This is a genomic window from Paramesorhizobium endophyticum, from assembly GCF_014640615.1.
GTDB lineage: Bacteria > Pseudomonadota > Alphaproteobacteria > Rhizobiales > Rhizobiaceae > Paramesorhizobium > Paramesorhizobium endophyticum.
The window spans coordinates 205352-229017 of the sequence record NZ_BMHH01000006.1 but is presented as its reverse complement, the minus strand read 5'-3'; the positions used below and the strand labels follow the sequence as shown (position 1 = coordinate 229017).

Sequence of the window (23666 nt, the reverse complement as noted above, 5' to 3'; positions counted from 1 at the left end):
CGAAAACTGCGCATAGTCCCGGAAAGTTGATCAACTTTTCCGACAAAACTATGTGCGAAATCAAATGCTCTAGCCATCTTTGTCCCAGACGGCAATGAATGAAAGGCTTTAGGACCGCATGCGCGTATTGGGAATAGAGACAAGCTGCGACGAAACCGCCGCCGCCATCGTTGAGCGCGATGAAGCGGGCCGTGGCCGCATCCTCTCCAATGTCGTGCTGAGCCAGACCGCCGAGCATGAGCCCTATGGCGGGGTCGTCCCAGAAATCGCCGCGCGCGCCCATGTCGAGGCGCTGGACCGGCTCATCGCCCGCGCGCTGGCGGAAGCCGATACGCCCCTCGCCGAGGTTGACGCTATCGCGGCGACGGCAGGCCCCGGCCTCATCGGAGGGCTCATCGTCGGGCTGATGACGGCGAAGGCCATGGCCATGGCGGCGAAGAAACCCTTCCACGCGATCAACCATCTGGAGGGCCATGCGCTGACCGCGCGGCTCACCGACAACCTCGCTTTCCCCTATCTGCTGCTGCTCGTCTCTGGTGGTCACACGCAGATGATCCTCGTTCGCGGCCTTGGGCAGTACGAGCGTCTCGGCACGACGATTGACGACGCACTGGGCGAGGCATTTGATAAGACGGCTAAGCTTCTTGGCTTGCCTTATCCCGGCGGCCCCGCCGTGGAGCAGGCCGCGCTTGCAGGCGACCCCGCGCGCTTCCTTCTGCCCCGTCCGCTGAAGGGCGAGGCGCGGCTCGATTTCTCCTTCTCGGGATTGAAGACCGCCGTGCGGCAGCTTGCCACCGAAGTGGCGCCACTCGGGGATCAGGACATCGCCGACATCTGCGCTTCGTTCCAGGCGGCGGTGGCCGATACGCTGAATGATCGTGTGTCACGCTCGCTCGCCCGCTTCCGTCAGGAGTTCCCCGACATCGCTCAGCCTGCACTTGTGGTAGCGGGCGGCGTCGCGGCCAACAAGGCGCTGCGGGCGGTGCTGACGAAGCTCTGCGCAGAGAACGGTTTTCGCTTCCTCGCCCCGCCCCATGATCTTTGCACCGACAATGCCGCGATGATCGCCTGGGCGGGTGCGGAGCACGCGGCGAGCCAAGGCGCGGGTGATTCCCTCGCCATCGCGCCGCGCTCGCGCTGGCCGCTCGATGAGGCAGCCGCGCCCCTGATCGGCGCAGGACGCCGTGGAGCAAAAGCATGACCAATCATCGCTTCAAAATTGCCGTTCTCGGCGGCGGCGCGTGGGGTACGGCACTGGCTGCCATGGCCGCGCGCACCGGCCACCGCGTCGGCCTTTACGCACGCGATGCGGCGACGGTGGAGGACATCAACCGCAACCATCGCAACGAGCGCTATCTGCCCGGCGTCCCGCTACCCGAAGGCATTGAGGCGAGCCTTGACGCCGCGTCCGTGTTGCAGGATGCCGCCATCGTCCTTGCGGTATTTCCCGCGCAGGCCATGCGCGATGCGCTGGCGGAGATCGCCCCGCATGTGCCGCACGGCGCGCCGGTCGTCCTCTGCGCAAAGGGCATCGAGCGCAACACGGGACGGCTGATGTCCGAAATTGTCTCCGATGTCCTGCCTGACCATGAAATCGCGGCGTTGTCCGGCCCAAGCTTCGCCACCGACGTAGCGCGCGGCCTGCCCACCGCCGTCACCATCGCAGCGGAGAACCAGGCCACGGCGGAGCGGCTCGCCCTGCTCCTCTCCGGCCCCGCCTTCCGCTGCTATTCGACCGATGATCTCATCGGTGTCGAGATCGGCGGCGCGTTGAAGAATGTGCTGGCGCTTGCCGCGGGTACGGCGGTCGGGCGCGGTCTTGGCGCGAGCGCGCAAGCGGCCCTCGTCACGCGCGGCTTCGTCGAATTGCGCCGCATCGCCGAGGCCATGGGTGCACGGCCCGAGACGGTGATGGGCCTGTCGGGATTGGGCGATCTGATGCTCACCTGCTCCTCGCCGCAGTCGCGCAATTTCTCTTACGGCATCGCCTTGGGCGCGGGCGAAAAGCTCGAAGGCCGTCCGCTCGCCGAGGGCGTCACCACTGCGCCCATCGCCGCCGAGCTCTGCGCGAGCCGCCATATCGATGCGCCGATCATCGCCACCGTCGCCGCGCTTCTTGCGCGTCATCTGACGGTCGGCGAAGCGGTCGAGGCATTGCTCAACCGCCCGCTCAAAACCGAGGACTAGATTTTATCTGCAAGGGGACACCACATGCTTTTCGCCATTCTGTGCAATGACAAGCCCGACCATCTGCAACTGCGCCTCGACACGCGCCCGACTCATCTCGACTATCTCAACAATCTCGGTGAGCGGCTGAAATTCGCCGGGCCTTTCCTCGATGATGACGGCAAGCCGAACGGCAGCCTCATCGTTGTCGAGGCCGACCATATCGATGCCGCCAAGGCGATTGCCGCCAAGGACCCCTACGCCCGCGCCGGCCTCTTCGCCTCCGTCGAAGTCCGCCCATGGAACTGGGCCATCAACAACCCTGCTAACAGTTAAAGGGAACGAGGATGGCCTACTGGCTTTTCAAATCCGAGCCGCACAAATGGTCCTGGGAGATGCAGAAGGCGGCGCGCGAAAAGGGCACGCAATGGGACGGCGTGCGCAATTATCTGGCGCGCAACAACATGCGCGCCATGCAGCTTGGCGACAAGGGCTTCTTCTATCATTCGAACGTGGGGCTTGAGATCGTCGGCATCGCCGAAGTCTGCGCCCTCGCCCACCACGACACCACGACGGATGACCCGCGCTGGGAATGCGTCGACATCCGCGCCTTCTGCGACATGCCGAAGCCGGTGACGCTGAAGGACGTGAAAGCCAACCCGGCCCTCGCCAAAATGTCCCTCGTCACCTCCATGCGCCTTTCCGTTCAGCCCGTGACGGAGGACGAGTGGAAGGAAGTCTGCCGCATGGGCGGGCTCGATCCCGCGCCGTGATGAGATAATCGGAGACGCGGGCGGGACATATCCGAGCCCTCCCTCCCCCTTGCGGGGAGGGTGGCCCGAAGGGTCGGGTGGGGGTGGCGACGTTTGCGCTACGGTCGTCAGCAAAAGCGCAAACGTCACCACCCCCATCCGCCCGCTAACGCGGGCACCTTCCCCGCAAGGGGGAAGGAAGGAGCGAACCTATCCCCGCCAGGACAGAGGGGGGGGCGCTGTCCCGCCAACATTCGCCGCTCAAAACAAATCACCCCAAAAAACTTATCCCACACTTCCCCACCCGCTCTATCCTTCCCGTCAGTTCCTCCCGCGGGAACGCGGCTCGCGACGGCGGGTCTCGCGGGGAGGAACCGGCGCCTCCGATTCACCGCTGCCGAGCGGGCGAATCTGGGGGGCACCGCCCAAGGGTTTCCTCACCGGCAATACGACCGGCGTGTGCTGGACGAGCACTAGGGACGAGGGCAGAGACGGGACGCGGGGTGTGAGAGGCCCCACGACGATCCCCAGCCTGACCGAAGCGGAACGGGCCTGTGTCGAAATCGCCGGACGGGCGGTCCTGTGACCGCAGTTTAAAAATAAACTAGATGAGCGTTCGCATGACCGCCCGTCTTCCCACTTCCCGGTTTGGGGTGATCTTTCTCAATAGCCAGACGCGGAAGCGGGCGTGGTAATGATTTCTGACGCCAGCGACGAGCCCGTCAGGCTCACGCAAACCGCTTCGCCCCCGCCACGCACACCACCACCGCCGCGGCGGTCGCGACCATCCCCCAGCCCACCGTCTCATGCGCCACGACAGCTGCCAGCGCCAGGCCGAAAAACGGCTGCAGCAATTGCAACTGCCCCACCGCCGCCGTGCCGCCCTGCGCCAGGCCGCGATACCAGAACACGAAACCAACAAGCATGCTGAACAGCGAGACATAGGCGAGGCCGCCCAGAGCCGGCCAGCCGACGCCGTCCCATGACGCAGGCTGGGTCAAAAGCGCCAGCGGCAGCATCAGCGGCAGGGACAGGGTGAGCGCCCAGGAGATCACCTGCCACCCGCCCAGCTTGCGCGACAGGCGCGCGCCCTCCGCATAGCCGAGCCCGCACACAATGATCGCCGCCAGCATCAATCCGTCGCCCATCACCGAGGCGGCGCTCCCCTGTCCGAGTGCATAGGCGGCGACGATGGCGCTGCCCGTGATGGAGAACGCCCAGAACGTTGCGCGCGGTCGCTCGCCGCCCCGTACCACTGCAAAGAGCGCGGTGGCCAGGGGCAGCAGCCCGACAAAGACAATCGCGTGTGCCGATGTCATGGCGGTGAGTGCCAGCGCCGTCAGGAGCGGGAAGCCGACCACCACTCCGAGGGCGACCACGCACAGTGAAAAAAGCTCCCGCCGGTCAGGCACACGCTGTCGGAACAGGACGAGCAGCATGGCCGCCAGCACGCCGGCAATCGCCGCGCGCGCCACTGTCAGGAACGTCGGATCGATGTCCAGTACGGCAATTTTCGTGGCTGGCAGCGACCCACTGAAGATGAGTACGCCCAAAAACCCGTTGATCCAGCCTGCTGTTCTGTCCATGACGCCTATCCAACCTATTGCAGAATATGTAGTCTCACCTTCGGGACAATCGTCGGCATTGCGTCGGGATGGGAGAGACAGTAGCAGTACAATTTCACCGGACTGTACCGGCACGAGGAACAGTACAGATGTTGCATCAACCCGCTGCCAACGAAGATACGGCGCATGACATCGCCATTGAGGATTCGCAAAACGAGCAGACGCTCGTCGAGAAAGTCATGGGCATCATTCGCGGTCGCATCGCGGCATTGAGCCTGTCGCCGGGCGCGCGCCTGCCTTCGATCCGTCGGCTAGCCGCGACTATGGACGTCTCGAAATCGACCGTCGTGGAAGCCTATGACCGGCTCGTCGCCGAGGGCGTGATCCAGTCCCGCCGGGGCGCGGGCTTCTTCGTTGCGGGCCGCGCGCAGGTATTCGCGCTCGCTCCCGCCGCCCCTCGTCTCGACCGCGAAATCGATCCGCTCTGGATCATGCGCCAGTCTCTCGAAACCGATGGCGCGACGCTCAAGCCCGGCTGCGGCTGGCTGCCGGATGACTGGCTGCCGCAGGAAGGCATCCGCCGCGCCATGCGCTCCCTTGCTCGCGACGAGGCGGCGATCTTTACCGATTACGGCGACCCCCAGGGCTATGCGCCGCTGCGCCTGCACCTCTCGCGCCGCCTCGCCGAGCAGGGCGTCGAAGCGCCGCCCGACCAGGTGCTGCTGGTCGATTCAGGCACGCAGGCGCTCGACCTGCTCTGCCGCTTCTTCCTCCAGCCCGGCGACACGGTGCTGGTGGACGATCCCTGCTATTTCAATTTCCTCGCGCTGCTGCAGATGCACCGCGTGCGGGCCATCGGCGTTCCCTATACGCCGGGCGGACCCGACCTCGACGCCTTCGCCCGCGCGGCGGAGGAGCATCGCCCGAAGCTCTACATCGCCAATGCCGGGATCCATAATCCAACCGGCGGCATGATGACCCCGGCGGTAGCGCACCGCCTGCTGAAGCTCGTCGAACAACACGGCATGATCGTCATCGAGGACAACATCTTTGCCGACTTCCACGCCTCGCCCTCGCCGCTGCTGGCCGAACTCGACGGGCTGGAACGGATCGTCCATATCGGCAGCTTCTCCAAGACGCTCACCGCCGCCGCGCGAGTCGGCTACATCGCCGCGCGCGGCGACTGGATCGACGCCCTCACCGACATGAAGCTCGCAACAAGTTTCGGATCGAGCCAGCTCTCCGCGCAGCTCGTCCACACGCTTCTCATCGACGGCACCTATCGCCGACATATAGAAGCATTGCGCCAGAAGCTCGCCGCCGCCATGACGCTCGCGTCGAACCGGCTGAAGGCGGCGGGTCTGGAATTATGGACCGAGCCGCAAGGCGGCCTCTTCCTCTGGGCGCGGCTTCCCATGGGGATGGATTCGGCGCTCATCGCCCGCCACGCGCTGGAGCGCGGCGTGGTGTTCGCGCCGGGCAATGTCTTCAGTCTCTCGCGCAACGCCGCCAACTATCTGCGCTTCAACGTGGCCCAATCCGCCCAGCCGCGAGTGTTCGAAGTGCTGCACGACGCGATGCTCACCGCAGCACGCGGAGCACGCTAATAAGACAGGCGATACCCTCTCCGTCGTCATTCTCGGGCCTGTCCCGAGTATGACGACGCAGGGTGCTTTAACGCAGCACGCGGATCGTCGTCCCGCTATTGAGATATGGCAGCAGCCGCGCCATGTCGGCGCGCTTAAGGGCTATGCACCCTTCGGTGGGAAGATACCCAGTCCGCGCGAGATGAAAGAAGATCGCGCTGCCTCGCCCGCGACGGCGAGGGCGGATGTTCCAGTCAAGCACGATGCATATGTCGTAAAGCCCGTCGTCGCGCCAGAGCTTCTCATGGCTCGGTCCGTAGGGCACCGCCACCCGCCTGTTGTAATTACGGTCGGCGGACGCGTCGCACCATCCGTCATCGGGGTGGATGGTGCGGAACGGTAGCAGCGAAACGGGCGCGAAATTCCTCCGCCGCCTGCGCCATCCATAGAGAAGGCGCATCGCCCCAAGCGGCGTTGCGCCATCCCCCTCCCGCTTGAAAGCGGTGATGCCCCTCTTGCCGAGCGCACAAGGCAACACCAGATTACGGGTAACGAGAAGCCCCTGCGATGGATTTCCCGGGCGGGACCGAACGTCGATCCGGCGCAAGGACTTGCTGTCAGCTCTTTTCATTTCCCGCCCGCGGATGGGTTATTGCCGCCGGATTAACCGCTAATTGGTTTCCTTCTGGCCTCATCTCGCTCTAAATGCGATAAAACGTCAATGCCGACTGAACACAATAGACGAGGATACGCATGACAGGTCGTACAATTCTGATTGTGGACGATGATGAGGACCTCCGCTCCATCCTGGTGGAGCAGCTCGCGCTCTGCGAGGAATTTCACATCCTGCAGGAGGATACCGCCACGAAAGGCATTCAGACGGCGCGCAGTGAAATGGTCGACCTGCTGATCATGGATGTCGGCCTGCCGGACATGGATGGCCGCGAGGCGGTGAAGCTGCTGCGCAAGGGTGGCTTCAAGGCGCCCGTGATCATGCTGACCGGGCACGACACCGATTCCGACACCATTCTGGGGCTCGAATCCGGCGCTAACGATTATGTGACCAAGCCTTTCCGCTTCGCCGTCCTGCTCGCCCGTATCCGCGCCCAGCTGCGCCAGCACGAGCAGAGCGAGGACGCGACCTTCACCGTCGGCCCCTACACCTTCAAGCCCGGCCAGAAGCTGCTGATCGACGAGAAGGGCGGCAAGATCCGCCTGACCGAGAAGGAAGCGGCGATCATCAAATATCTCTACCGCGCCGGCGACAAGGTCATCGGGCGCGACATGCTGCTGGAAGAAGTCTGGGGCTATAATTCGGGCGTCACCACACATACGCTCGAAACCCATGTCTACCGCCTGCGCCAGAAAATCGAGAAAGATCCGTCCAACGCGGCGATTCTCGTAACAGAAAGCGGGGGATACAAGCTCGTTCCCTGATAGCCCCATCCGTCAGGGCGGTGTATTGACGGTAACATGGCGCTCGACGATGACATCCGCATTCTTGGCACCGTAGATCTGTTCGGCTCACTTACGCCCGAACAGCTGCGGCTGCTCGCGTTCGGGGCGGAGCGGCTGGTGCTGAGGGCGGGCCGCGAATTGTTCCGCGAGGGACAGAGCGCCGACTGCGCCTATGTCATCGTTTCCGGCAGCATATGCCTTTTCCAGGAAGACGAGCGCGGCAACCGCCTGACGATCCGCTCCGTCGGCCCCGGCGCGGTGCTGGGTGAGATGGCGCTCATCGCCCAGACCGCACGGCTGACCGGCGCCTTCGCCGAGAGCGAAACGGAAGTCCTGCGCCTCTCCCGCGCCATCTTCCACCGCATCCTCGAAGAATTCCCCGAAGTTGCCGTGGCGCTCCATTCTCACATCAGCCGCGATCTCCTTCAGCTGATAAGCGAGATCGAGAAGGTCGCCCCGCGCCTCGCCCCAGAGGATTGATCTAGAGCGTGATGCATTAAGCCCGTGCGGGCATCACGCTCTAACTCTCTTTGTTCTTCCGCATGATCTTATCCGAAAAGTCTGCAACTTTTCGGGATCATGCTCTATAGTTCAACCGTCCGCTCGACGCCGATCGCATCGAGAAAAGCCCGGTCATGGCTCACCACCAGCAATGCGCCGTCATAGTCGTTGAGTGCCGCTTCCAGCGCCTCGACGGAATCGAGATCGAGATGATTGGTCGGCTCGTCGAGGATGAACAGTTCAGGCTTTTGCGTACCGTCGAGCACGCAGGCAAGCGCTGCGCGCAGCAACTCCCCGCCGCTCAACGTCCCGGCAAGACGCGAAGCACTTGCCCCCCGAAATGAAAAGCGCGCCAGCGCCGCGTGGGCATCATTGTCGTTCGCCCCGGGATTGAGCCGGCGGAAATTCGCATGGAGCGTTGCCGCCCGGTCCATGAGGCTCATCTGCTGATCGAACATGACGGTGCGAGCATATCGGCCCACCTTGCCTGCCACGGGCTGAAGCTCTCCGGTTATGAGGCGGAGCAGGCTGGTCTTCCCCGCGCCATTGCGCCCCGTCACGGCTATGCGCTCCGGCCCGACGATCTTAAGTGAGAAATCGCGGATGACCGGCCCGTCAGGCACGGGACCGCCCGAGACATTCTCCATGCTCAGCAATACCTTGCCGGAAGGCGCGGATGCTCCCGCCACCTCGAAGCGCAACGGCGTGACCCGCTCCACCTTCGCCTCGGCTGCGCGCAATTGCTCCTCGGCTTCCGCCGCCTGACGGCTGGCGAGAGCGCTTCCCCGCCCGCCGGTTTTCTGGGCTCGGTCCTCTCGCGCATCGAGCAGCAGCTTGCTCATCCCGGCATCGACGCGGGATTTGCGCCCCCTGGCATCGCTGCGCGCCTGCCGCTCCGCAGCCGCCTGCGCCTTGTGCTGGACGGCTTTGGCCTCGCGCTGCGCCAACAGCAGATCGCGCGCAGCGCCTTCGCGCTCCCGCGCTTTCTGCTCGCGATAGAAATCCCAGTTCCCGCCATAAAGATGGAGCCCATCCTGCGATAGCTCTGCAATGGCATCCATGGCTCGCAAGAGTTCACGGTCATGGCTGACCACCAGGGCAGCGCCGCGCCAGCCGGACAGAAGCGCCAAGACGGTCTCCCTTCCGTCGCGGTCGAGATTGTTGGTGGGCTCGTCGAGCAGGATGAGATCGGGTTCGTGGAAGAGGAGAGCGGCCAGCGCGGCGCGCGTCTGCTGCCCGCCGCTTAGAGAGGAGACAGGGACGCTGGGATCGAGTTCAGCCAGGCCGAATTTTTGCAAGGCTTGGGCGAACCGCTGCGGCAGCAGCCAGTCCGCCTCGGCAAGGTCGCCATCGCTGGCAGAGCCGGATTCGATACGTGCGAGAATATCGAGACCCGGTCGGATGCCGAAAACATCCGCCAGCGTTTCATGTGAATCAGTGCCGGTATTCTGCCTGACCACGCCGATCTTGCCGTTGATGGAAACCGTTCCGCTGGTGGGCGACAACGCGCCGCTGATGATCCGCAGCAGCGTTGTCTTCCCGACGCCATTGCGCCCGACGAGACCTATGCGGCCAGCCGTAACACTGAGATTGACGGAGTGGAAAAGAAGGCGGCCATCAGCCGTGGTGCAGGATATGTCCTGAAGCGTGAGAAGAGCGGTCATTGCAAGCCATGGAATCGTTGAAAACACTGGTCGTCAGAAACAGTGAAATCCGATCCATCGCTTTTTCTCCTCTATTCAACGCCGTCCATTATAGGTTCGGCGCGCCGCTTAATCCAGACCAAAAGTGGCGATGACGGGCACATGGTCCGAAGGCCGGTCCCAGCCGCGCGCTTCGCGCAGGATCGAGACCGAGTGGAGGTCGGTTTCGAGATCGGGCGAGCCCCAGATATGGTCGAGACGGCGGCCGCGGTCTGACGCCTCCCAGTCGCGAGCACGATAGCTCCACCAGGTGAATACCTTCTGCTCCGGCGCGATGTGATGGCGCACGAGGTCGCTCCACCCGCCGATACGGCGCGCCATTTCCAGCCCCTCGGTCTCGACAGGCGTGTGGCTGACCACATTCAAAAGCTGCTTGTGCGACCAGACATCGGTTTCGAGCGGCGCGATGTTGAGGTCGCCCACCAGCATGGACGAGCAGCCGTCGCCTGTATTGGCGAGGATGGCTTTCATCTCCTCGAGGAAGCCGAGCTTGTGCGCGAATTTCGGGTTGATGGCCGGGTCAGGCTCGTCGCCCCCGGCGGGGACGTAGAAATTATGGATGCGCAGGCGCTTGCCCCCAGCCGTCACCACGCTGCTCACATGGCGGCAATCGACGATATTGCAGAACCCCTTTCGCTCGATCCCCTCCAGCGGACGGTGCGAGAGGGTGGCGACGCCGTGATAGCCCTTCTGGCCGCTGACCGCGATATGCTGATAGCCGAGCGCCTGGAACGCCTCATAGGGAAAGAGATCGTCCGTGCATTTGATTTCCTGCAGGCAGAGCACGTCGGGCTGATGCTCCCGGAGAAAGCGCTCGACCAGCGGCAAGCGCAGGCGCACGGAATTGATGTTCCAGGTGGCGATCGAAAAGGGCATGGAATTGGCTCGCTCGCGGGAGATGAATCGCGGGCGAACTTACAGCATCGGAGCGGCGGTGCCAGCCTGAAAATTGGCGCGGTGTGTTGTGATGGAAAGGTGTGCGGGGCGGCGGGCCAGCGAGCACTCTCCCTCCCCCTTGCGGGGAGGGAGGCCCGTAGGGTCGGGTGGGGGTGGTGACGTTTACACCACCGTCTTCAGCAAAAGCGCAAACGTCACCACCCCCATCCGCCCGCTACGCGGGCACCTTCCCCGCAAGGGGGAAGGAGAAGGCGTCACTGCCCCTTACGCTTCATCGCGATGCGCTGGTAATCAATCTTGAACATATCCGGCGCAAAGCGCACACCCTCGCGGACATTGAAGATCATGACCGTCGTGTCGAGATTCTGCGCGTCGGTGATCGTCCATTGCTTCAGCGCATAGGTCTTCGGATCGAACATCATGGTGATCTTCGAATCGCCGAAGACGGACTTGTCTCCGAGCACGATGGTCGTCATGTCCGGCTCCTGCTTGACCTGCCTCAACCGCCCGCCGCCAAGGTCGATGCGGTCATTGAGCAGAAGCTTCAGTGGCGTCTTCGACAGGGGATAGAGATCCCAGGTATCGAGCTTGCGGTTGTTGACGACGACGGACTCGCCATCGGAGATCACCCGGATCGGCGAATTGTTGTAATTGAAGCGGATCTTGCCCGGGCGCTCTATATAAAATGTGCCGCCGCTCTGTTCGCCGCGCGGGCCGAACTGCACGAACTCGCCGGTCATGGTGCGCACCGCCGAGAAATGATTCGCGATCTGCTGCGCTGCGGCGGTCGACTCCGGCGTAACCTGGGCATGCGCCGGAGAGACTGCCCCGCCCAGCGGCGCCATCGTCGAGGCGGCCATGGCGGTAAGGCCGAGCATGGCCCCGCGCAGAACCGCACCAAGCCGAATCTTTTCCGTTTTCATCAAAAACCTATCTCTCATTATTCTTTCCAGGTTGGATCAATAGTTTGACGCGAGTGTGGCGTCTCAACGGCCAATGCTCGTGGTTCGTTCCGCTTTACTGATACATCTTGGAGCATTACCCCTCATCCGACCGCGCTTACGCGCGCCCACCTTCTCCCACAAGGGGAGAAGGGAGGGACTGGCACTTGCCTTCATGCCAAACCGCTAGCGTTGGCGATTGGCGGTGAGCTTGATGCAGCGCTCCTGCCTTCTCCCCTTGTGGGAGAAAGTGGCCGCGCGTAGCGCGATCGGATGAGAGGACTGGCGCTTCCATTTAAGCAAGTAACTCTAATACTCATCCCCCTCGCCCGGCACGAGGATTTCGCGCTTGCCCGCATGGTTGGCAGGGCCGACGATACCCTCTTTCTCCATGCGCTCGATGAGCGAGGCGGCGCGGTTGTAGCCGATGCCCAGACGACGCTGGATATAGGAGGTCGAGGCCTTCTTGTCGCGCAGCACCACCGCCACCGCCTGATCGTAGGGATCGTCGGAATCGTCCAGATTTGAGGTGCCCGCGGGACCGCCGCCGCCCTCGCCATCCTCGTCGTTTTCCTGGGTGATGGCGTCGAGATATTCCGGCGCGCCCTGGCGCTTCAGATGCTGCACGACCTTCTCCACCTCGTCGTCGCCGACGAACGGCCCGTGGACGCGCTGGATGCGCCCGCCGCCTGCCATGAACAGCATGTCGCCCTGCCCGAGCAATTGCTCCGCGCCCTGCTCGCCGAGAATGGTGCGGCTGTCGATCTTCGAGGTCACCTGGAAGGAGATGCGCGTCGGGAAATTGGCCTTGATCGTGCCGGTGATGACGTCGACCGAAGGCCGCTGCGTCGCCATGATGACATGGATGCCCGCCGCACGCGCCATCTGCGCGAGGCGCTGCACCGCGCCTTCAATGTCCTTGCCCGCGACCATCATCAGGTCGGCCATCTCGTCGATGATGACGACGATATAGGGCATCGGCTCCAGATCGAGTTCTTCGGTCTCGTAGACCGCCTCGCCGGTGTCGCGGTCGAAACCGGTCTGCACCGTGCGGGCGATGCGCTCGCCCTTCATCTGCGCCTGCCCGACGCGGGCGTTGAAACCGTCGATGTTTCGCACGCCCACCTTCGACATCTTGCGATAGCGGTCCTCCATCTCGCGCACGGTCCATTTGAGCGCGACGACGGCCTTCTTCGGATCGGTCACCACAGGCGTCAGCAGATGCGGGATGCCGTCATAGACGGAAAGTTCCAGCATCTTCGGATCGATCATGATGAGGCGGCACTCCTGCGGCGTCATGCGGTAGAGCAGCGACAGGATCATCGTGTTGATGGCGACCGACTTGCCCGAGCCGGTGGTGCCCGCGACGAGCAGATGCGGGAACTTCGTGATGTCGGCGATGACGGGCTCGCCATTGATCGTCTTGCCGAGCGCCAGCGCCAGCTTGGTCTTGGTCTGCTCGAAATCCCGGCTCGCCAGCATCTCGCGCAAATAGACCATTTCGCGCTTCTGGTTCGGCAGCTCGATGCCGATGGCATTGCGCCCCGGCACGACCGCAACGCGCGCGGCAATGGCGCTCATCGAGCGGGCGATGTCATCGGCAAGGCCGATGACGCGGGAGGATTTGATGCCGGGCGCGGGTTCCAGTTCATAGAGCGTCACGACAGGCCCTGGGCGCACATGGATGATGTCGCCCTTGACGCCGAAATCCTCGAGCACGCCTTCGAGAAGCCGCGCATTCTGCTCCAGCGCCTCCTTGGAAAGGCTGGCATCGCGCACCACCGCCTTCGGCTCGGCCAGCAGCTTCAACGGCGGCAATTCGAACACGCCGCTGATCTTGCGCGGCGGCTTCACGGAGTCCTGAGCGCGCCCTGCTCCCGGCTTCACCGAGCGCGGCGGCACCTCGACGCGTCCGGTCGCCAGAGGACGGTCGGCAGCCGCCATTCCGGCCGGTGCGGGCAGGTCGATATCGTCATCATCATCGTCATCGAACGGCGCGACATCGAGAGGCTCGCGCCCACCGTCGAAACCGGGCTCGCGCCGCGCACCCGAACGGGCGGGGACGGCGGCGAACGGATCGTCCTCGTCCTGCCGCCCGCGCGGCTTCGGCACACGCGAGGTAAGACGATGCAGCGTCGCCCGCGCGCTGTAATACCAGTGCGTCACCGCGCCGAGCGCAAGCGAGCCGCTGTCATCCTCCTCATCGTCTTCGTCCTCTTCGTCCAGTTCCTGCGGCGTGCGCGCCTTTGGCCGGGCCGGGCTTGCCAGCGGCTGCGCCCGCCCCGTCAAACCGCTGGCGAAAGCACACAGGAAGAGCGCGGGAACGGCAAGCACGGCGATGATGATCGACGCGGCGGAGCCGCGCGGAAATTCGCCGAGGAAGAGGCTCGGAAGTTTCAGGACCAGATCGCCCAGCACGCCGCCGAGCCCGATGGGCATCGGCCAGCTTTCCGGCACGGCGAAGCAGCTGGCGATGGCGGCGAAAAGCAGAGCAGCGCCGGCCCAGGCAAGCACGCGCTTCGGCAAGCGCCCGATATGGCCATGGGCGATCAGCAGCATGCCCCAGAACACGGCGGGAAGCAGCGCGGCGACGCTCGACAGGCCCAGGAACTGCATGGCAATGTCCGAGAACACCGCGCCCGGATAGCCGAGCGCATTGGTGACCGGATTGGACGTGGCATGGCTGAAACTCGGATCGGCGACATTCCACGTCGCCAGCGCACCCGCCGCGAGCGCCACGCCGGCGAGAATGAGCACCCCCAGCAGAATATCGATCTGCCGCCGGAAAATCCCCGCCAGTTCCAGGCGAGCGTTCCGCGTTCTCTCGTCTCGAACCGCATATGAGGGCGAGTATCCTTGCCGCATGAAGCTTTTCCCGAGTGCCTGTAAAATGGTCGCCTGTCCGCGCCTGATAACCCCTTATCGAGGCGGATTCGGGTCCAACCCTAAGGCAGGGAAGGTTAAGGTCGCATTAACCATGCGAGGGATGAAGCATTCACCGTGGCCCCTCCTTCCCCCTTGCGGGGATTGAGGAGCGTTCGGCCGAAGGCCGAGGAAAAGCCAACGATTTGGCTTTTCCAGCGACGAACCCCGCGTTAGCGGGCGGATGGGGGTGGTGACGTTTGCGCTTTTGCTGGAAATTTCAGCGCACACGTCACCACCCCCACCCGACCCTTCGGGCCACCCTCCCCGCAAGGGGGAGGGAAAGCGCGAGCCTGGCCCGGCAGGACAGAGGGGGGCGACGTAGAGCGTCAACATAAAAAGAAAAGCCCGAGCGAACCCGGGCCTTTCGCGTTCAGTATATTGCGCGGACTGTCAATGCACCGTCTCGCCATGCAGGTTGATATCGAGACCTTCGATTTCTTCCTGCTTGGTCGGGCGCAGCCCCACGATCGCCTTGACGATGTAGAGGATGATCGCCGTGGCGATGGCCGAATAAATCACCGTGAAGACGACTCCGTAGATCTGCTTGCCGACCGATGCGCCTTCGCTCAAGCTGTTGATCGCCGGGTCGGCGAACACGCCGGTCAGGATCGCGCCGACAATGCCGCCCACGCCATGGACGCCGAAGGCGTCGAGCGAGTCGTCATAGCCGAGCGCATGCTTCACCTTGACCGCGGCGATGTAGCAGACGACGCCGGCGATGAGGCCAATGATCAGCGCGCCGGTGGGGTTGACGAAGCCCGCCGCCGGGGTGACCGCGACGAGGCCCGCGACCGCGCCGGAGATGATGCCGAGCACGCTGGGCTTCTTGGCGATGATCCATTCGGCGAACATCCAGGCGAGCGCCGCGCCCGCGGTGGCGACCTGCGTGTTCAGCATGGCGACCGCGGCGAGCGCGTTGGAGCCGGCCGCCGAGCCGGCGTTGAAGCCGAACCAGCCGACCCACAGCAGCGAGGCGCCGACGACCGAGAGCACGAGATTGTGCGGCGCCATGTTGACCTGGCCATAACCCTCGCGCTTGCCGATGACGAGCGCCGCGACGAGGCCGGCGATACCGGCATTGATGTGAACCACCGTCCCGCCCGCAAAGTCGAGAACGCCGTCCGAACCGAGGAAGCCGCCGCCCCAGACCCAATGCGCCACCGGCACATAGACGATGAGAAGCCAGAGCGCCATGAACAGCAGCATGGACGAGAACTTCATGCGCTCCGCAAACGCGCCGCAGATCAGGGCAGGCGTGATGATCGCGAAGGTCATCTGGAACATGATGAAGAGATATTCCGGGATCGTGCCCGCCAGCGGATGGGCGGTGGTCATGCTGACGCCGGAGAAGAAGGTCTTGCTGAAGCCGCCGAGATAGGCGTTGAGCGATCCGCCATCGGTGAAGACGAGCGAATAGCCGAACACCATCCACAATATGCTGACGAGGCAGCAGATGGCGAAGCTCTGCATGACCGTGGAGAGCACGTTCTTCTTGCGGACCATGCCGCCATAGAAGAGCGCCAGCCCGGGGATGGTCATCATCAGCACCAGCGCTGTCGATGTCAGCATCCATGCTGTGTCGCCGGTGTTGAATTCAGGCGCGGCGGCGGCAGCGGCGGGCGCGTCCTGCGCCATGGCCGTTCCGGCAAAAGCGCCCAGAAGAGCGAGCGAACCGAAAGCGGTCCGCGCATGTCTATTCAGTGTGAACATCAAAAATCTCCGTCGTACACCGGCCCAAACGCGCGACTTCCGCGTCCCAAGTCCCGGCCCAATGCCCCATAACCAAATTCCGTGCCAATTCCCGTCCTGGCGCCTAACCGGCTATAAAGGTTGATTATTTTGTTTCCCCTCGACAGGACCGTTCGCTGCGCCTGCGCACACTGCACAAAAAGCAGCCAATCCGCCAAAGTGTGCCGTTTGTTTGTGCATTTCGACCCTGCGGAAGGCATGATAATCCCCCGCCGCTTCTAAAGCGCGTCGCCGTCGGTCTCGCCGGTGCGGATGCGCACCGCCTGGTCAAGGGGGATCACAAATATCTTGCCGTCGCCGATCTGGCCGGTCTTGGCCGCGGCGGTGATCGTCTCGACGGTCTTCTCAACGAGGTCGCCCGCGACAGCGACTTCGATCTTGATCTTCGGCAGGAAGCTCACGGCATATTCCGCGCCGCGATAGATTTCCGTATGCCCCTTCTGCCGCCCGTAGCCCTTGACCTCAGTTACGGTCAGGCCCTGGATGCCGATAGTGGTGAGCGCTTCGCGCACCTCGTCCAGCTTGAATGGCTTGATGATCGCCATCACGATTTTCATCTGCATCTACCCCTGCTTTGGCATGATCCCGAAAAGCCGCAGCTTTCCAGGCAAGATCATGCGGCGAAAGTTGCGGTTTCCCGCGGTTGAGGCCACACGGCTTGGCAGCGCCGCGCCGGTGACTGCAGGGATTGATACAAGCTTCATGCCAGATGGATTATCGCGTTGATTTCACAAAGGATTCTTCACGCACCACAAATGGCGCGCGTACAAAATGCCTAAAAAACAGCCGGAATATTTTCAACTCACGCGAGATGGCGCGATTTTAATCATCTTCCCTCACCCGGATCAGCCCCTCCTGCGCCACGGAGGCGATGAGCAGACCATCGCGGGTATAGATGGAGCCGCGGTTGAAGCCGCGCGCGCCGGAGGCGTTGGGGCTGTCCTGCGTATAAAGCACCCAGTCATCGAGCTTGCAGGGATGGTGGAACCACATGGCATGGTCGAGGCTCGCCACCTGCAGGTCGCGGTCGAAGATCGAGCGGCCATGGGCATAGAGCGACGTGTCGAGCAGCGTCATGTCGGAGATATAGGCCAGCACTGCCGCCTGCAATGCGCGGTCGTCGGGCACCGGCCCGGTGGTCCTTATCCAGACCTGCTGTTCCGGTGGCAGCTTCTCGCGCGAGAAATAATGGGTGAGCGAAACCGGCTTCATCTCGATCGGGCGTTCGCTGCCCCAATAGCGGCGCACATTTTCCGGCGCGAGATGCAGATATTGCTCCTTCAGCTCCCTGTCGCTCACCAGCTTCTCCGGCGGCGGCACGTCCTGCGGCATGGCCTTCTGGTGCGAGAGTCCATCCTCGTCCACCTGGAACGAGGCCGACAGCGAAAAGATCGCCTTGCCGTGCTGGATGGCGAGGACGCGCCTCGTGCTGAAGCTGGACCCGTCGCGAATGCGGTCCACCTCGTAGATGATCGGCACCGCCGGATCGCCGGGACGCACGAAATAGGCGTGGAGGGAATGGACATGCCGGTCCTTCTCCACGGTGCGCTGCGCCGCCACCAGCGCCTGCCCGATCACCTGCCCGCCAAACACCCGCTGCCACCCCACCTGCGGGCTGCGGCCACGGAACAGATCATGTTCCAGCGTCTCGAGATCGAGGATGGAAAGCAGTTCTTCCATGGCTGCGGACATCGGATTCGCCTTGCGCTTGGGTGTGCCTATATTGTGTTCGATATGATCGAAATCAGGAACGTTGACAGGCGTCAAGGATAGGCCCATGCACTGATGGGCAAGAAGTGACGGAAGGGATGAAGCGATGACCGTTGAGACCTCTACCCAAACCGCCCCGGTCGACGTTCTGATTGCGGGCGGCGGCTATGTCGGGCTCGCCACGGCGGTGGCGGTGAAGGCCGCCGCGACGCACCTGCGTGTTCTCGTCATCGATGCCGCCCCTCCCGGAAGCTGGAAGAATGACCCACGCGCCTCGGCCATCGCCGCCGCCGCCTCGCGCATGCTGAACCGGCTCGGCTGCTGGCAGTCGATCCTGCCGGAGGCGCAGCCGATCACCGAGATGATCGTCACCGATTCCCGCACCTCCGATCCCGTGCGTCCCGTTTTCCTCACCTTCGACGGCGATGTCACGCCGGGCGAGCCCTTCGCCCATATGGTGGAGAACCGCAACCTCAATGCCGCGCTCCATGCCAAGGCGGAAGAGATGGGCGTCGAAATCATCGAAGGCGTCGGCGTCGAGAATTTCGCCACGGGCGCGAACAGCGTCACCGTCACCTTGAGCGACGGGCGCGCACTGACGGCGCGGCTACTCGTCGCCGCCGATGGCGTGCGCTCCCGCTTGCGCGAGCGCTCCGGCATCAAGACGGTGCAATGGGATTATGGCCAGTCCGGCATCGTCTGCACCGTGCATCACGAGCGCCCGCACAATGGCCGCGCCGAAGAGCATTTCCTGCCCGCCGGTCCCTTCGCAACCTTGCCGCTAAAGGGCAACCGCTCGTCCCTCGTCTGGACCGAAAGCACCCGCGACGCGGAGCGTATCGTCAGCCTCGATGATTTCCGCTTCGAGGCGGAGCTGGAACAGCGCTTCGGCCACAAGCTGGGCGCTATCCACGTCGAAGGTCCGCGCCGCGCCTTCCCGCTCGGCCTGATGCTGGTGCGCGAATATGTCCGCCCGCGCTTTGCGCTCGTCGGCGACGCAGCCCATGGTATCCACCCCATCGCCGGACAGGGCCTCAATTTGGGTTTCCGCGACGCCGCCGCCCTTGCCGAAATCATCGTCGGAACAGACCGGCTCGGTCTCGACATCGGCTCGCTCGCCGCGCTGGAGCGCTATCAGTCCTGGCGGCGCTTCGACACGGTGCAGATGGGCGTCACGACCGATCTGCTCAATCGCCTGTTCTCCAACGACATCACCCCCGTCCGCGCCATCCGCGACATCGGCTTGGGACTCGTCGACCGCATGCCGGGCATGAAGCGTTTTTTCATTCGCCAGGCGGCAGGACTTTCGGAAGGCACGCCGCGCCTTTTGCAGGGTGAGGCGATTTAGGGTCCGCCGCTCGCAATATTATGATTAACCATGAGTAAAAAGCTCGTACCGCTGCACTGGCGAGCAGTGGTACACGCCCCTATATTTCCATCTGCAACTGCAATCATGCAAACGCTTCTCAAATGAAGGAGACAGCAGATGGACAGGAAAGCAACGGCGGTCTGGAAGGGCGGCCTCACGGGTGGAACGGGCATACTCGACACGCAAAGCGGCGCGCTCAAGAACTTGCCCTATAATTTCAAGGCCCGTTTCGAGGATGAAAGCGGCAAGGCCGGAACCAATCCGGAGGAACTGCTCGCCGCGGCCCATGCCGGCTGCTTCGCCATGCAGCTTTCCCATTTCCTGGCGGAAAACGGCACCCCGGCCCAGAAGCTGGACGCCACCGCCACGGTCAGCGTCAATCCTGCCCCCGGCGGCGGATTTGAAATCACCAAGAGCGCCCTGACGCTGGTCGGCACCGTGCCGAACATCAGCGAGGCCGATTTCCGCAAATTCGCCAGCCAGGCCAAGGAAGCCTGCCCGCTGTCGAAGGCGCTCGGCGCGATCGAGGTCACGCTCGACGCACGTCTGGCGTGATTACGCGCCCTCCTTTCCCTTGCGGGGAAGGAGGGAGCCAAGTCTACTCCGGAAGATGGCACACCGCCTCGATATTGTGCCCGTCCGGATCCAGCACGAACGCCCCGTAATAATCCGGATGGTAATGCGCGCGGATACCGGGCGCGCCATTGTCGCGGCCGCCCGCGGCAAGCGCCTGGGCATAGAACCGGTCCACCTCGGCGCGGGTCCCTGCAGAAAAGGCGATATGGAGCTGCCCCATCAGCCGCGCATTCTTCTGCGCCCCAATCCAGAACTCCGGCTTGCCATGGCGGCCATAGCCGACCCAATGGCCGAATTCCATGATGGGGTCGATCCCTAGCGGCGCAAGCACCGCATCATAGAACGCCCGCGACTTCTGCATGTCGGAAATGTTGAAACCGATATGATCGAGCATGGAACATTACCTCGCGATTTTACTCGGAATCAGGCGCGATCAATTGTAGCGCCGGAAAATAAGTCCGGTAGCGCCTGATATCTCGCGTCAGCAGTGGAATTCCGGCAACAGATGCATGCGCGCCAATGAAGAAGTCAGGCAGAACACCCGTGCGCGTCCCTCCGGCTCTGCGATATTGGGCATAGACCTTTCCGGCAAGAAACAGCGCCTCCTTGGGAATCGGCACAATTTCACACCCGACTTTTCTCAAAAATGCGTCGAGCGCCCCGATATCCTCGTACCGAACAGCAAGCTCGGCATAGATGACAACATTAACCATCAGCGGCCCAGCAAGGCTCGCCGAACGAAGCTGCCCCGTCGACCAATCAAACCATTTCTGGTCGTCAGTAGCCAGATCCAGCAGGACGTTGGTATCGACAAGCGTCACTCTTCGCCACGCGTCAAAGCCATAATTTCGTCGGTGCTCGGCCCTGGGCCGGCGTGGCCGCGCAACTCCTCGAAACGGCTTGCCGGGGGAGCCACATCAGCCCGAGTAAGAACCACGCTGCCATCGGACGATTGCCGGAAATCGACCTTGCTGCCGGGCCCGATCCCCAAAAGATCGCGCACGGGTTTCGGTATCGTGACCTGCCCTTTTGCGGTAACCGTCGTAACCATAATCGCCTCCTGGCAATGCCTTCTGTTCCTGAAGGTATTGCCAGCGCGACCGGTTTTCAATCCCGCAACAGAATGCGCTACACCCGCCGTTCCACCAGCATCTTCTTGATCTCGGCAATCGCCTTCGCCGGGTTGAGGCCCTTCGGGCAGGTCTGGGCGCAGTTCATGATCGTGTGGCAGCGGTAGAGCCGGAACGGGTCTTCCAGATTGTCGAGCCGCTCGCCCGTCGCCTCGTCGCGGGAGTCGATGAGCCAGCGATAGGCCTGCAAGAGCACGGCGGGACCGAGATAGCGCTCGCCGTTCCACCAATAGCTCGGGCACGAGGTCTGGCAGCAGAAGCACAGGATGCACTCATAGAGCCCGTCGAGCTTCGCACGGTCGTCATGGCTCTGCAGCCACTCCTTGGCAGGCTCCGGCGAAACCGTCTTCAAGTACGGATCGATCGAGGCGAGCTGCGCATAGGGCACCGTCAGGTCAGGCACCAGGTCCTTGACGACAGGCATATGCGGCAGTGGATAAATCTTCACCGTGCCGTTGATCTCGTCCATGCCCTTGGTGCAGGCGAGCGTGTTGGCGCCGTCGATATTCATCGCGCAGGAGCCGCAAATGCCCTCGCGGCAGGAGCGGCGCAACGTCAGAGTCGGATCGACATTGTTCTTGATCCAGAGCAGCCCGTCGAGCACCATCGGCCCGCAATCATCGCGGTCGACATAATAGGTGTCCATGCGCGGGTTTTCGTCGTCATCCGGCGACCAGCGATAGATCTTGAATTCCGTCAGATGATTGGCGCCCTCAGGCCGGGGCCAGACATGGCCCGGCTGGATTTTCGAATTCTGGGGAAGTGTAAATTCGGCCATTGCTCTATGCCTTTATCAATAGACGCGCTTCTTGGGCGCGATCTTGGCGAGGCTGATGCCGCCTTCCGCTTCCGGAACGAGCGGATCGACATGTACGGGCCGGTAGCCGAGCTTGACCAGGCCATCCGGCTCCACCCAGGCCAGCGTGTGCTTGCGCCAGTTGACGTCGTCGCGATCGGGGAAATCCTCATGCGCATGCGCGCCGCGGCTTTCCTTGCGGGCTTCCGCCGAAACGACTGTCGCCATCGCGTTGATCATCAGATTTTCCAGCTCCAGCGTCTCCACCAGATCGGAGTTCCAGATCATCGAGCGGTCGGACACCTGGATATCGGGCAGCTCGTGCCAGAGCTTTTCCATGCGCTCGACGCCTGATTTGAGCGATTCCGACGTGCGGAACACGGCGGCGTCGTCCTGCATGGTGCGCTGCATCTTCTCGCGCAGCTTCGCTGTCGGCGTATGGCCATCGGCGAAGCGGATGCGGTTGAAGCGGTCCATGATCCTGTCGACCGCTTCCTCGTTGATATCGGGGATCTTCGCGTCGCTGTCGATCACCTGACCGGCGCGGATCGCCGCTGCGCGCCCGAACACGACGAGGTCGATGAGCGAGTTGGAGCCAAGCCGGTTCGCCCCATGCACCGAGGCGCAGCCCGCCTCGCCCACGGCCATCAGGCCGGGCTGGACGCGGTCCGGATTTTCGGGCGTCGGGTTCAGCACCTCGCCCCAATAGTTCGTGGGGATGCCGCCCATATTGTAGTGGACGGTCGGCAGCACCGGGATCGGCTCCTTGGTCAGATCGACGCCGGCGAAAATCTTCGCTGATTCCGAAATGCCTGGGAGCCGCTCATGCAGCACCGCCGGATCGAGATGATCGAGATGCAGATAGATGTGGTCCTTGTTCTTGCCAACGCCGCGTCCCTCGCGGATTTCCAGCGTCATGCAGCGCGAAACCACGTCGCGCGAGGCAAGGTCCTTGGCTGAAGGCGCATAGCGCTCCATGAAGCGCTCGCCCTCGGAATTGACGAGATAGCCGCCCTCGCCGCGCGCGCCCTCGGTGATGAGGCAGCCCGCGCCATAGATACCGGTCGGATGGAACTGCACGAATTCCATGTCCTGCAGCGGCAGGCCCGCGCGGGCGGCCATGCCGCCGCCATCGCCCGTGCAGGTGTGGGCCGATGTCGCCGAGAAATAGGCGCGGCCATAACCACCCGTCGCCAGCACAACCATCTTGGCGGCGAAGCGATGGATCGTGCCGTCATCGAGGTTCCACGCGACGACGCCGGTGCAGACGCCATCGGTCATGATCAGGTCGAGCGCGAAATATTCGACGAAAAATTGCGCGTTGTTCTTCAGGCTCTGGCCGTAGAGCGTATGCAGGATGGCGTGGCCGGTGCGGTCCGCCGCCGCGCAGGTGCGCTGCACCGGGGGGCCGTCGCCGAAATTCTGCATGTGGCCGCCGAAAGGCCGCTGGTAAATCTTGCCTTCCTCGGTGCGCGAGAACGGCACACCGTAATGTTCCAGCTCGTAGACGGCGGCCGGTGCTTCGCGCGCCAGATATTCCATCGCGTCCGTATCGCCCAGCCAGTCCGATCCCTTGACGGTATCGTACATATGCCACTGCCATGAATCCGGGCCCATATTGCTGAGCGAAGCCGCAATGCCACCCTGCGCCGCGACCGTGTGCGAGCGGGTCGGGAACACCTTGGTGATGCAGGCGGTTTTCAGGCCCTGTTCGGCCATGCCCAGCGTTGCGCGCAAGCCCGCGCCACCCGCGCCCACCACCACGACATCGAATTTATGATCGACGAACTGATAGGATTTACCGTCCGCGGCCTGAGGCGCGCGCTTTGTCGTTTTAGCCAT

General features: G+C 63.3%; 23 protein-coding genes. 9 read left to right on the top strand and 14 right to left on the bottom strand.

Translation table 11 applies throughout. The features are described 5' to 3' along the window. Positions 1-118: 118 nt before the first annotated feature. From tsaD to IEX53_RS09915, 4 genes are read left to right on the top strand one after another with little or no spacing between them, the layout of a single operon-like run. The gene (tsaD, locus tag IEX53_RS09930; protein ID WP_188823953.1) at positions 119-1201 is read left to right on the top strand and encodes a tRNA (adenosine(37)-N6)-threonylcarbamoyltransferase complex transferase subunit TsaD; all 1083 of its coding nucleotides are present in this window, start codon (positions 119-121) and stop codon (positions 1199-1201) included. Beyond that, entirely contained in the window at positions 1198-2187 is a 990-nt protein-coding gene (locus IEX53_RS09925) for an NAD(P)H-dependent glycerol-3-phosphate dehydrogenase (protein WP_188823951.1), read from the top strand. Before tsaD ends, IEX53_RS09925 begins: the two co-directional genes overlap by 4 nt. 24 nt (positions 2188-2211) lie before the next feature. Next, positions 2212-2502 carry a YciI-like protein gene (locus tag IEX53_RS09920; protein WP_188823950.1) on the top strand — a complete coding sequence of 97 codons (291 nt, stop codon included), beginning with the start codon at positions 2212-2214 and terminating at the stop codon, positions 2500-2502. 11 nt (positions 2503-2513) lie between these two features. Next, on the top strand, positions 2514-2939 hold the full coding sequence (locus IEX53_RS09915; RefSeq protein WP_188823948.1) for an EVE domain-containing protein: 426 nt from the start codon (positions 2514-2516) through the stop codon (positions 2937-2939). A 707-nt stretch (positions 2940-3646) separates the two neighbouring features. On the opposite strand, the gene IEX53_RS09910 is transcribed toward IEX53_RS09915, so the two are convergent. Next, a complete protein-coding gene (locus IEX53_RS09910; RefSeq protein WP_188823946.1) occupies positions 3647-4504 on the bottom strand; it encodes a DMT family transporter in 858 nt (285 codons plus the stop codon). A 128-nt stretch (positions 4505-4632) separates the two neighbouring features. On the opposite strand from IEX53_RS09910, the gene IEX53_RS09905 reads away from it, so the two are divergent. Continuing rightward, positions 4633-6090 carry an aminotransferase-like domain-containing protein gene (locus tag IEX53_RS09905; RefSeq protein ID WP_188823944.1) on the top strand — a complete coding sequence of 486 codons (1458 nt, stop codon included), beginning with the start codon at positions 4633-4635 and terminating at the stop codon, positions 6088-6090. Between the two features lie 67 nt (positions 6091-6157). On the opposite strand, the gene IEX53_RS09900 is transcribed toward IEX53_RS09905, so the two are convergent. Then, positions 6158-6700: a L,D-transpeptidase family protein gene (locus tag IEX53_RS09900; RefSeq protein WP_188823942.1), complete on the bottom strand. Its 543-nt coding sequence runs from the start codon at positions 6698-6700 to the stop codon at positions 6158-6160. A 122-nt stretch (positions 6701-6822) separates the two neighbouring features. Between IEX53_RS09900 and optR the strand changes: the two genes are divergently transcribed. Both optR and IEX53_RS09890 read left to right on the top strand, forming a co-directional pair. After that, a complete protein-coding gene (gene optR / locus IEX53_RS09895; RefSeq protein WP_188823940.1) occupies positions 6823-7506 on the top strand; it encodes a response regulator OptR in 684 nt (227 codons plus the stop codon). Between the two features lie 36 nt (positions 7507-7542). Then, positions 7543-8007, top strand: coding sequence for a Crp/Fnr family transcriptional regulator (locus tag IEX53_RS09890; protein WP_188823938.1), 465 nt, complete (start codon positions 7543-7545; stop codon positions 8005-8007). 104 nt (positions 8008-8111) lie between these two features. Here IEX53_RS09890 and IEX53_RS09885 read toward each other — a convergent pair whose 3' ends face one another. From IEX53_RS09885 to tesB, 7 genes are all read right to left on the bottom strand, one after another. Further along, positions 8112-9692, bottom strand: coding sequence for an ABC-F family ATP-binding cassette domain-containing protein (locus tag IEX53_RS09885; protein ID WP_188823936.1), 1581 nt, complete (start codon positions 9690-9692; stop codon positions 8112-8114). 108 nt (positions 9693-9800) lie between these two features. Next, entirely contained in the window at positions 9801-10607 is an 807-nt protein-coding gene (locus IEX53_RS09880) for an exodeoxyribonuclease III (RefSeq protein ID WP_188823934.1), read from the bottom strand. A gap of 275 nt (positions 10608-10882) precedes the next feature. Further along, positions 10883-11569, bottom strand: a complete 687-nt coding sequence (locus IEX53_RS09875) for an outer membrane lipoprotein carrier protein LolA (RefSeq protein ID WP_188823932.1) — start codon at positions 11567-11569, stop codon at positions 10883-10885. Positions 11570-11878: 309 nt separating this feature from the next. Then, positions 11879-14434, bottom strand: a complete 2556-nt coding sequence (locus tag IEX53_RS09870) for an FtsK/SpoIIIE family DNA translocase (protein ID WP_188823930.1) — start codon at positions 14432-14434, stop codon at positions 11879-11881. Between the two features lie 450 nt (positions 14435-14884). Further along, on the bottom strand, positions 14885-16204 hold the full coding sequence (locus IEX53_RS09865) for an ammonium transporter (RefSeq protein WP_188823929.1): 1320 nt from the start codon (positions 16202-16204) through the stop codon (positions 14885-14887). Positions 16205-16461: 257 nt separating this feature from the next. Continuing rightward, positions 16462-16800, bottom strand: a complete 339-nt coding sequence (locus IEX53_RS09860; protein WP_188824013.1) for a P-II family nitrogen regulator — start codon at positions 16798-16800, stop codon at positions 16462-16464. A gap of 265 nt (positions 16801-17065) precedes the next feature. Then, a complete protein-coding gene (gene tesB / locus IEX53_RS09855) occupies positions 17066-17935 on the bottom strand; it encodes an acyl-CoA thioesterase II (protein ID WP_188823927.1) in 870 nt (289 codons plus the stop codon). A 124-nt stretch (positions 17936-18059) separates the two neighbouring features. Here tesB and IEX53_RS09850 point away from each other — a divergent pair, with 124 nt between their 5' ends. Together IEX53_RS09850 and IEX53_RS09845 are read left to right on the top strand one after the other, a co-directional pair. Then, positions 18060-19301, top strand: coding sequence for a ubiquinone biosynthesis hydroxylase (locus IEX53_RS09850; protein ID WP_188823925.1), 1242 nt, complete (start codon positions 18060-18062; stop codon positions 19299-19301). 138 nt (positions 19302-19439) lie between these two features. Continuing rightward, positions 19440-19877: an OsmC family protein gene (locus IEX53_RS09845; protein WP_188823923.1), complete on the top strand. Its 438-nt coding sequence runs from the start codon at positions 19440-19442 to the stop codon at positions 19875-19877. A 43-nt stretch (positions 19878-19920) separates the two neighbouring features. Here the strand turns inward: IEX53_RS09845 and IEX53_RS09840 are convergent, their stop codons facing one another. The 5 genes from IEX53_RS09840 to sdhA form a co-directional block, all read right to left on the bottom strand. Beyond that, a complete protein-coding gene (locus tag IEX53_RS09840) occupies positions 19921-20292 on the bottom strand; it encodes a VOC family protein (RefSeq protein ID WP_188823921.1) in 372 nt (123 codons plus the stop codon). A gap of 19 nt (positions 20293-20311) precedes the next feature. Next, a complete protein-coding gene (locus tag IEX53_RS09835) occupies positions 20312-20719 on the bottom strand; it encodes a type II toxin-antitoxin system VapC family toxin (protein ID WP_188823919.1) in 408 nt (135 codons plus the stop codon). Next, positions 20716-20949: an AbrB/MazE/SpoVT family DNA-binding domain-containing protein gene (locus IEX53_RS09830; RefSeq protein ID WP_188823917.1), complete on the bottom strand. Its 234-nt coding sequence runs from the start codon at positions 20947-20949 to the stop codon at positions 20716-20718. Before IEX53_RS09830 ends, IEX53_RS09835 begins: the two co-directional genes overlap by 4 nt. Before the next feature lie 77 nt (positions 20950-21026). Next, entirely contained in the window at positions 21027-21806 is a 780-nt protein-coding gene (locus IEX53_RS09825) for a succinate dehydrogenase iron-sulfur subunit (protein ID WP_188823915.1), read from the bottom strand. A gap of 15 nt (positions 21807-21821) precedes the next feature. Next, complete coding sequence (gene sdhA / locus IEX53_RS09820) at positions 21822-23666, bottom strand: succinate dehydrogenase flavoprotein subunit (RefSeq protein ID WP_188823913.1); 1845 nt, start codon at positions 23664-23666, stop codon at positions 21822-21824.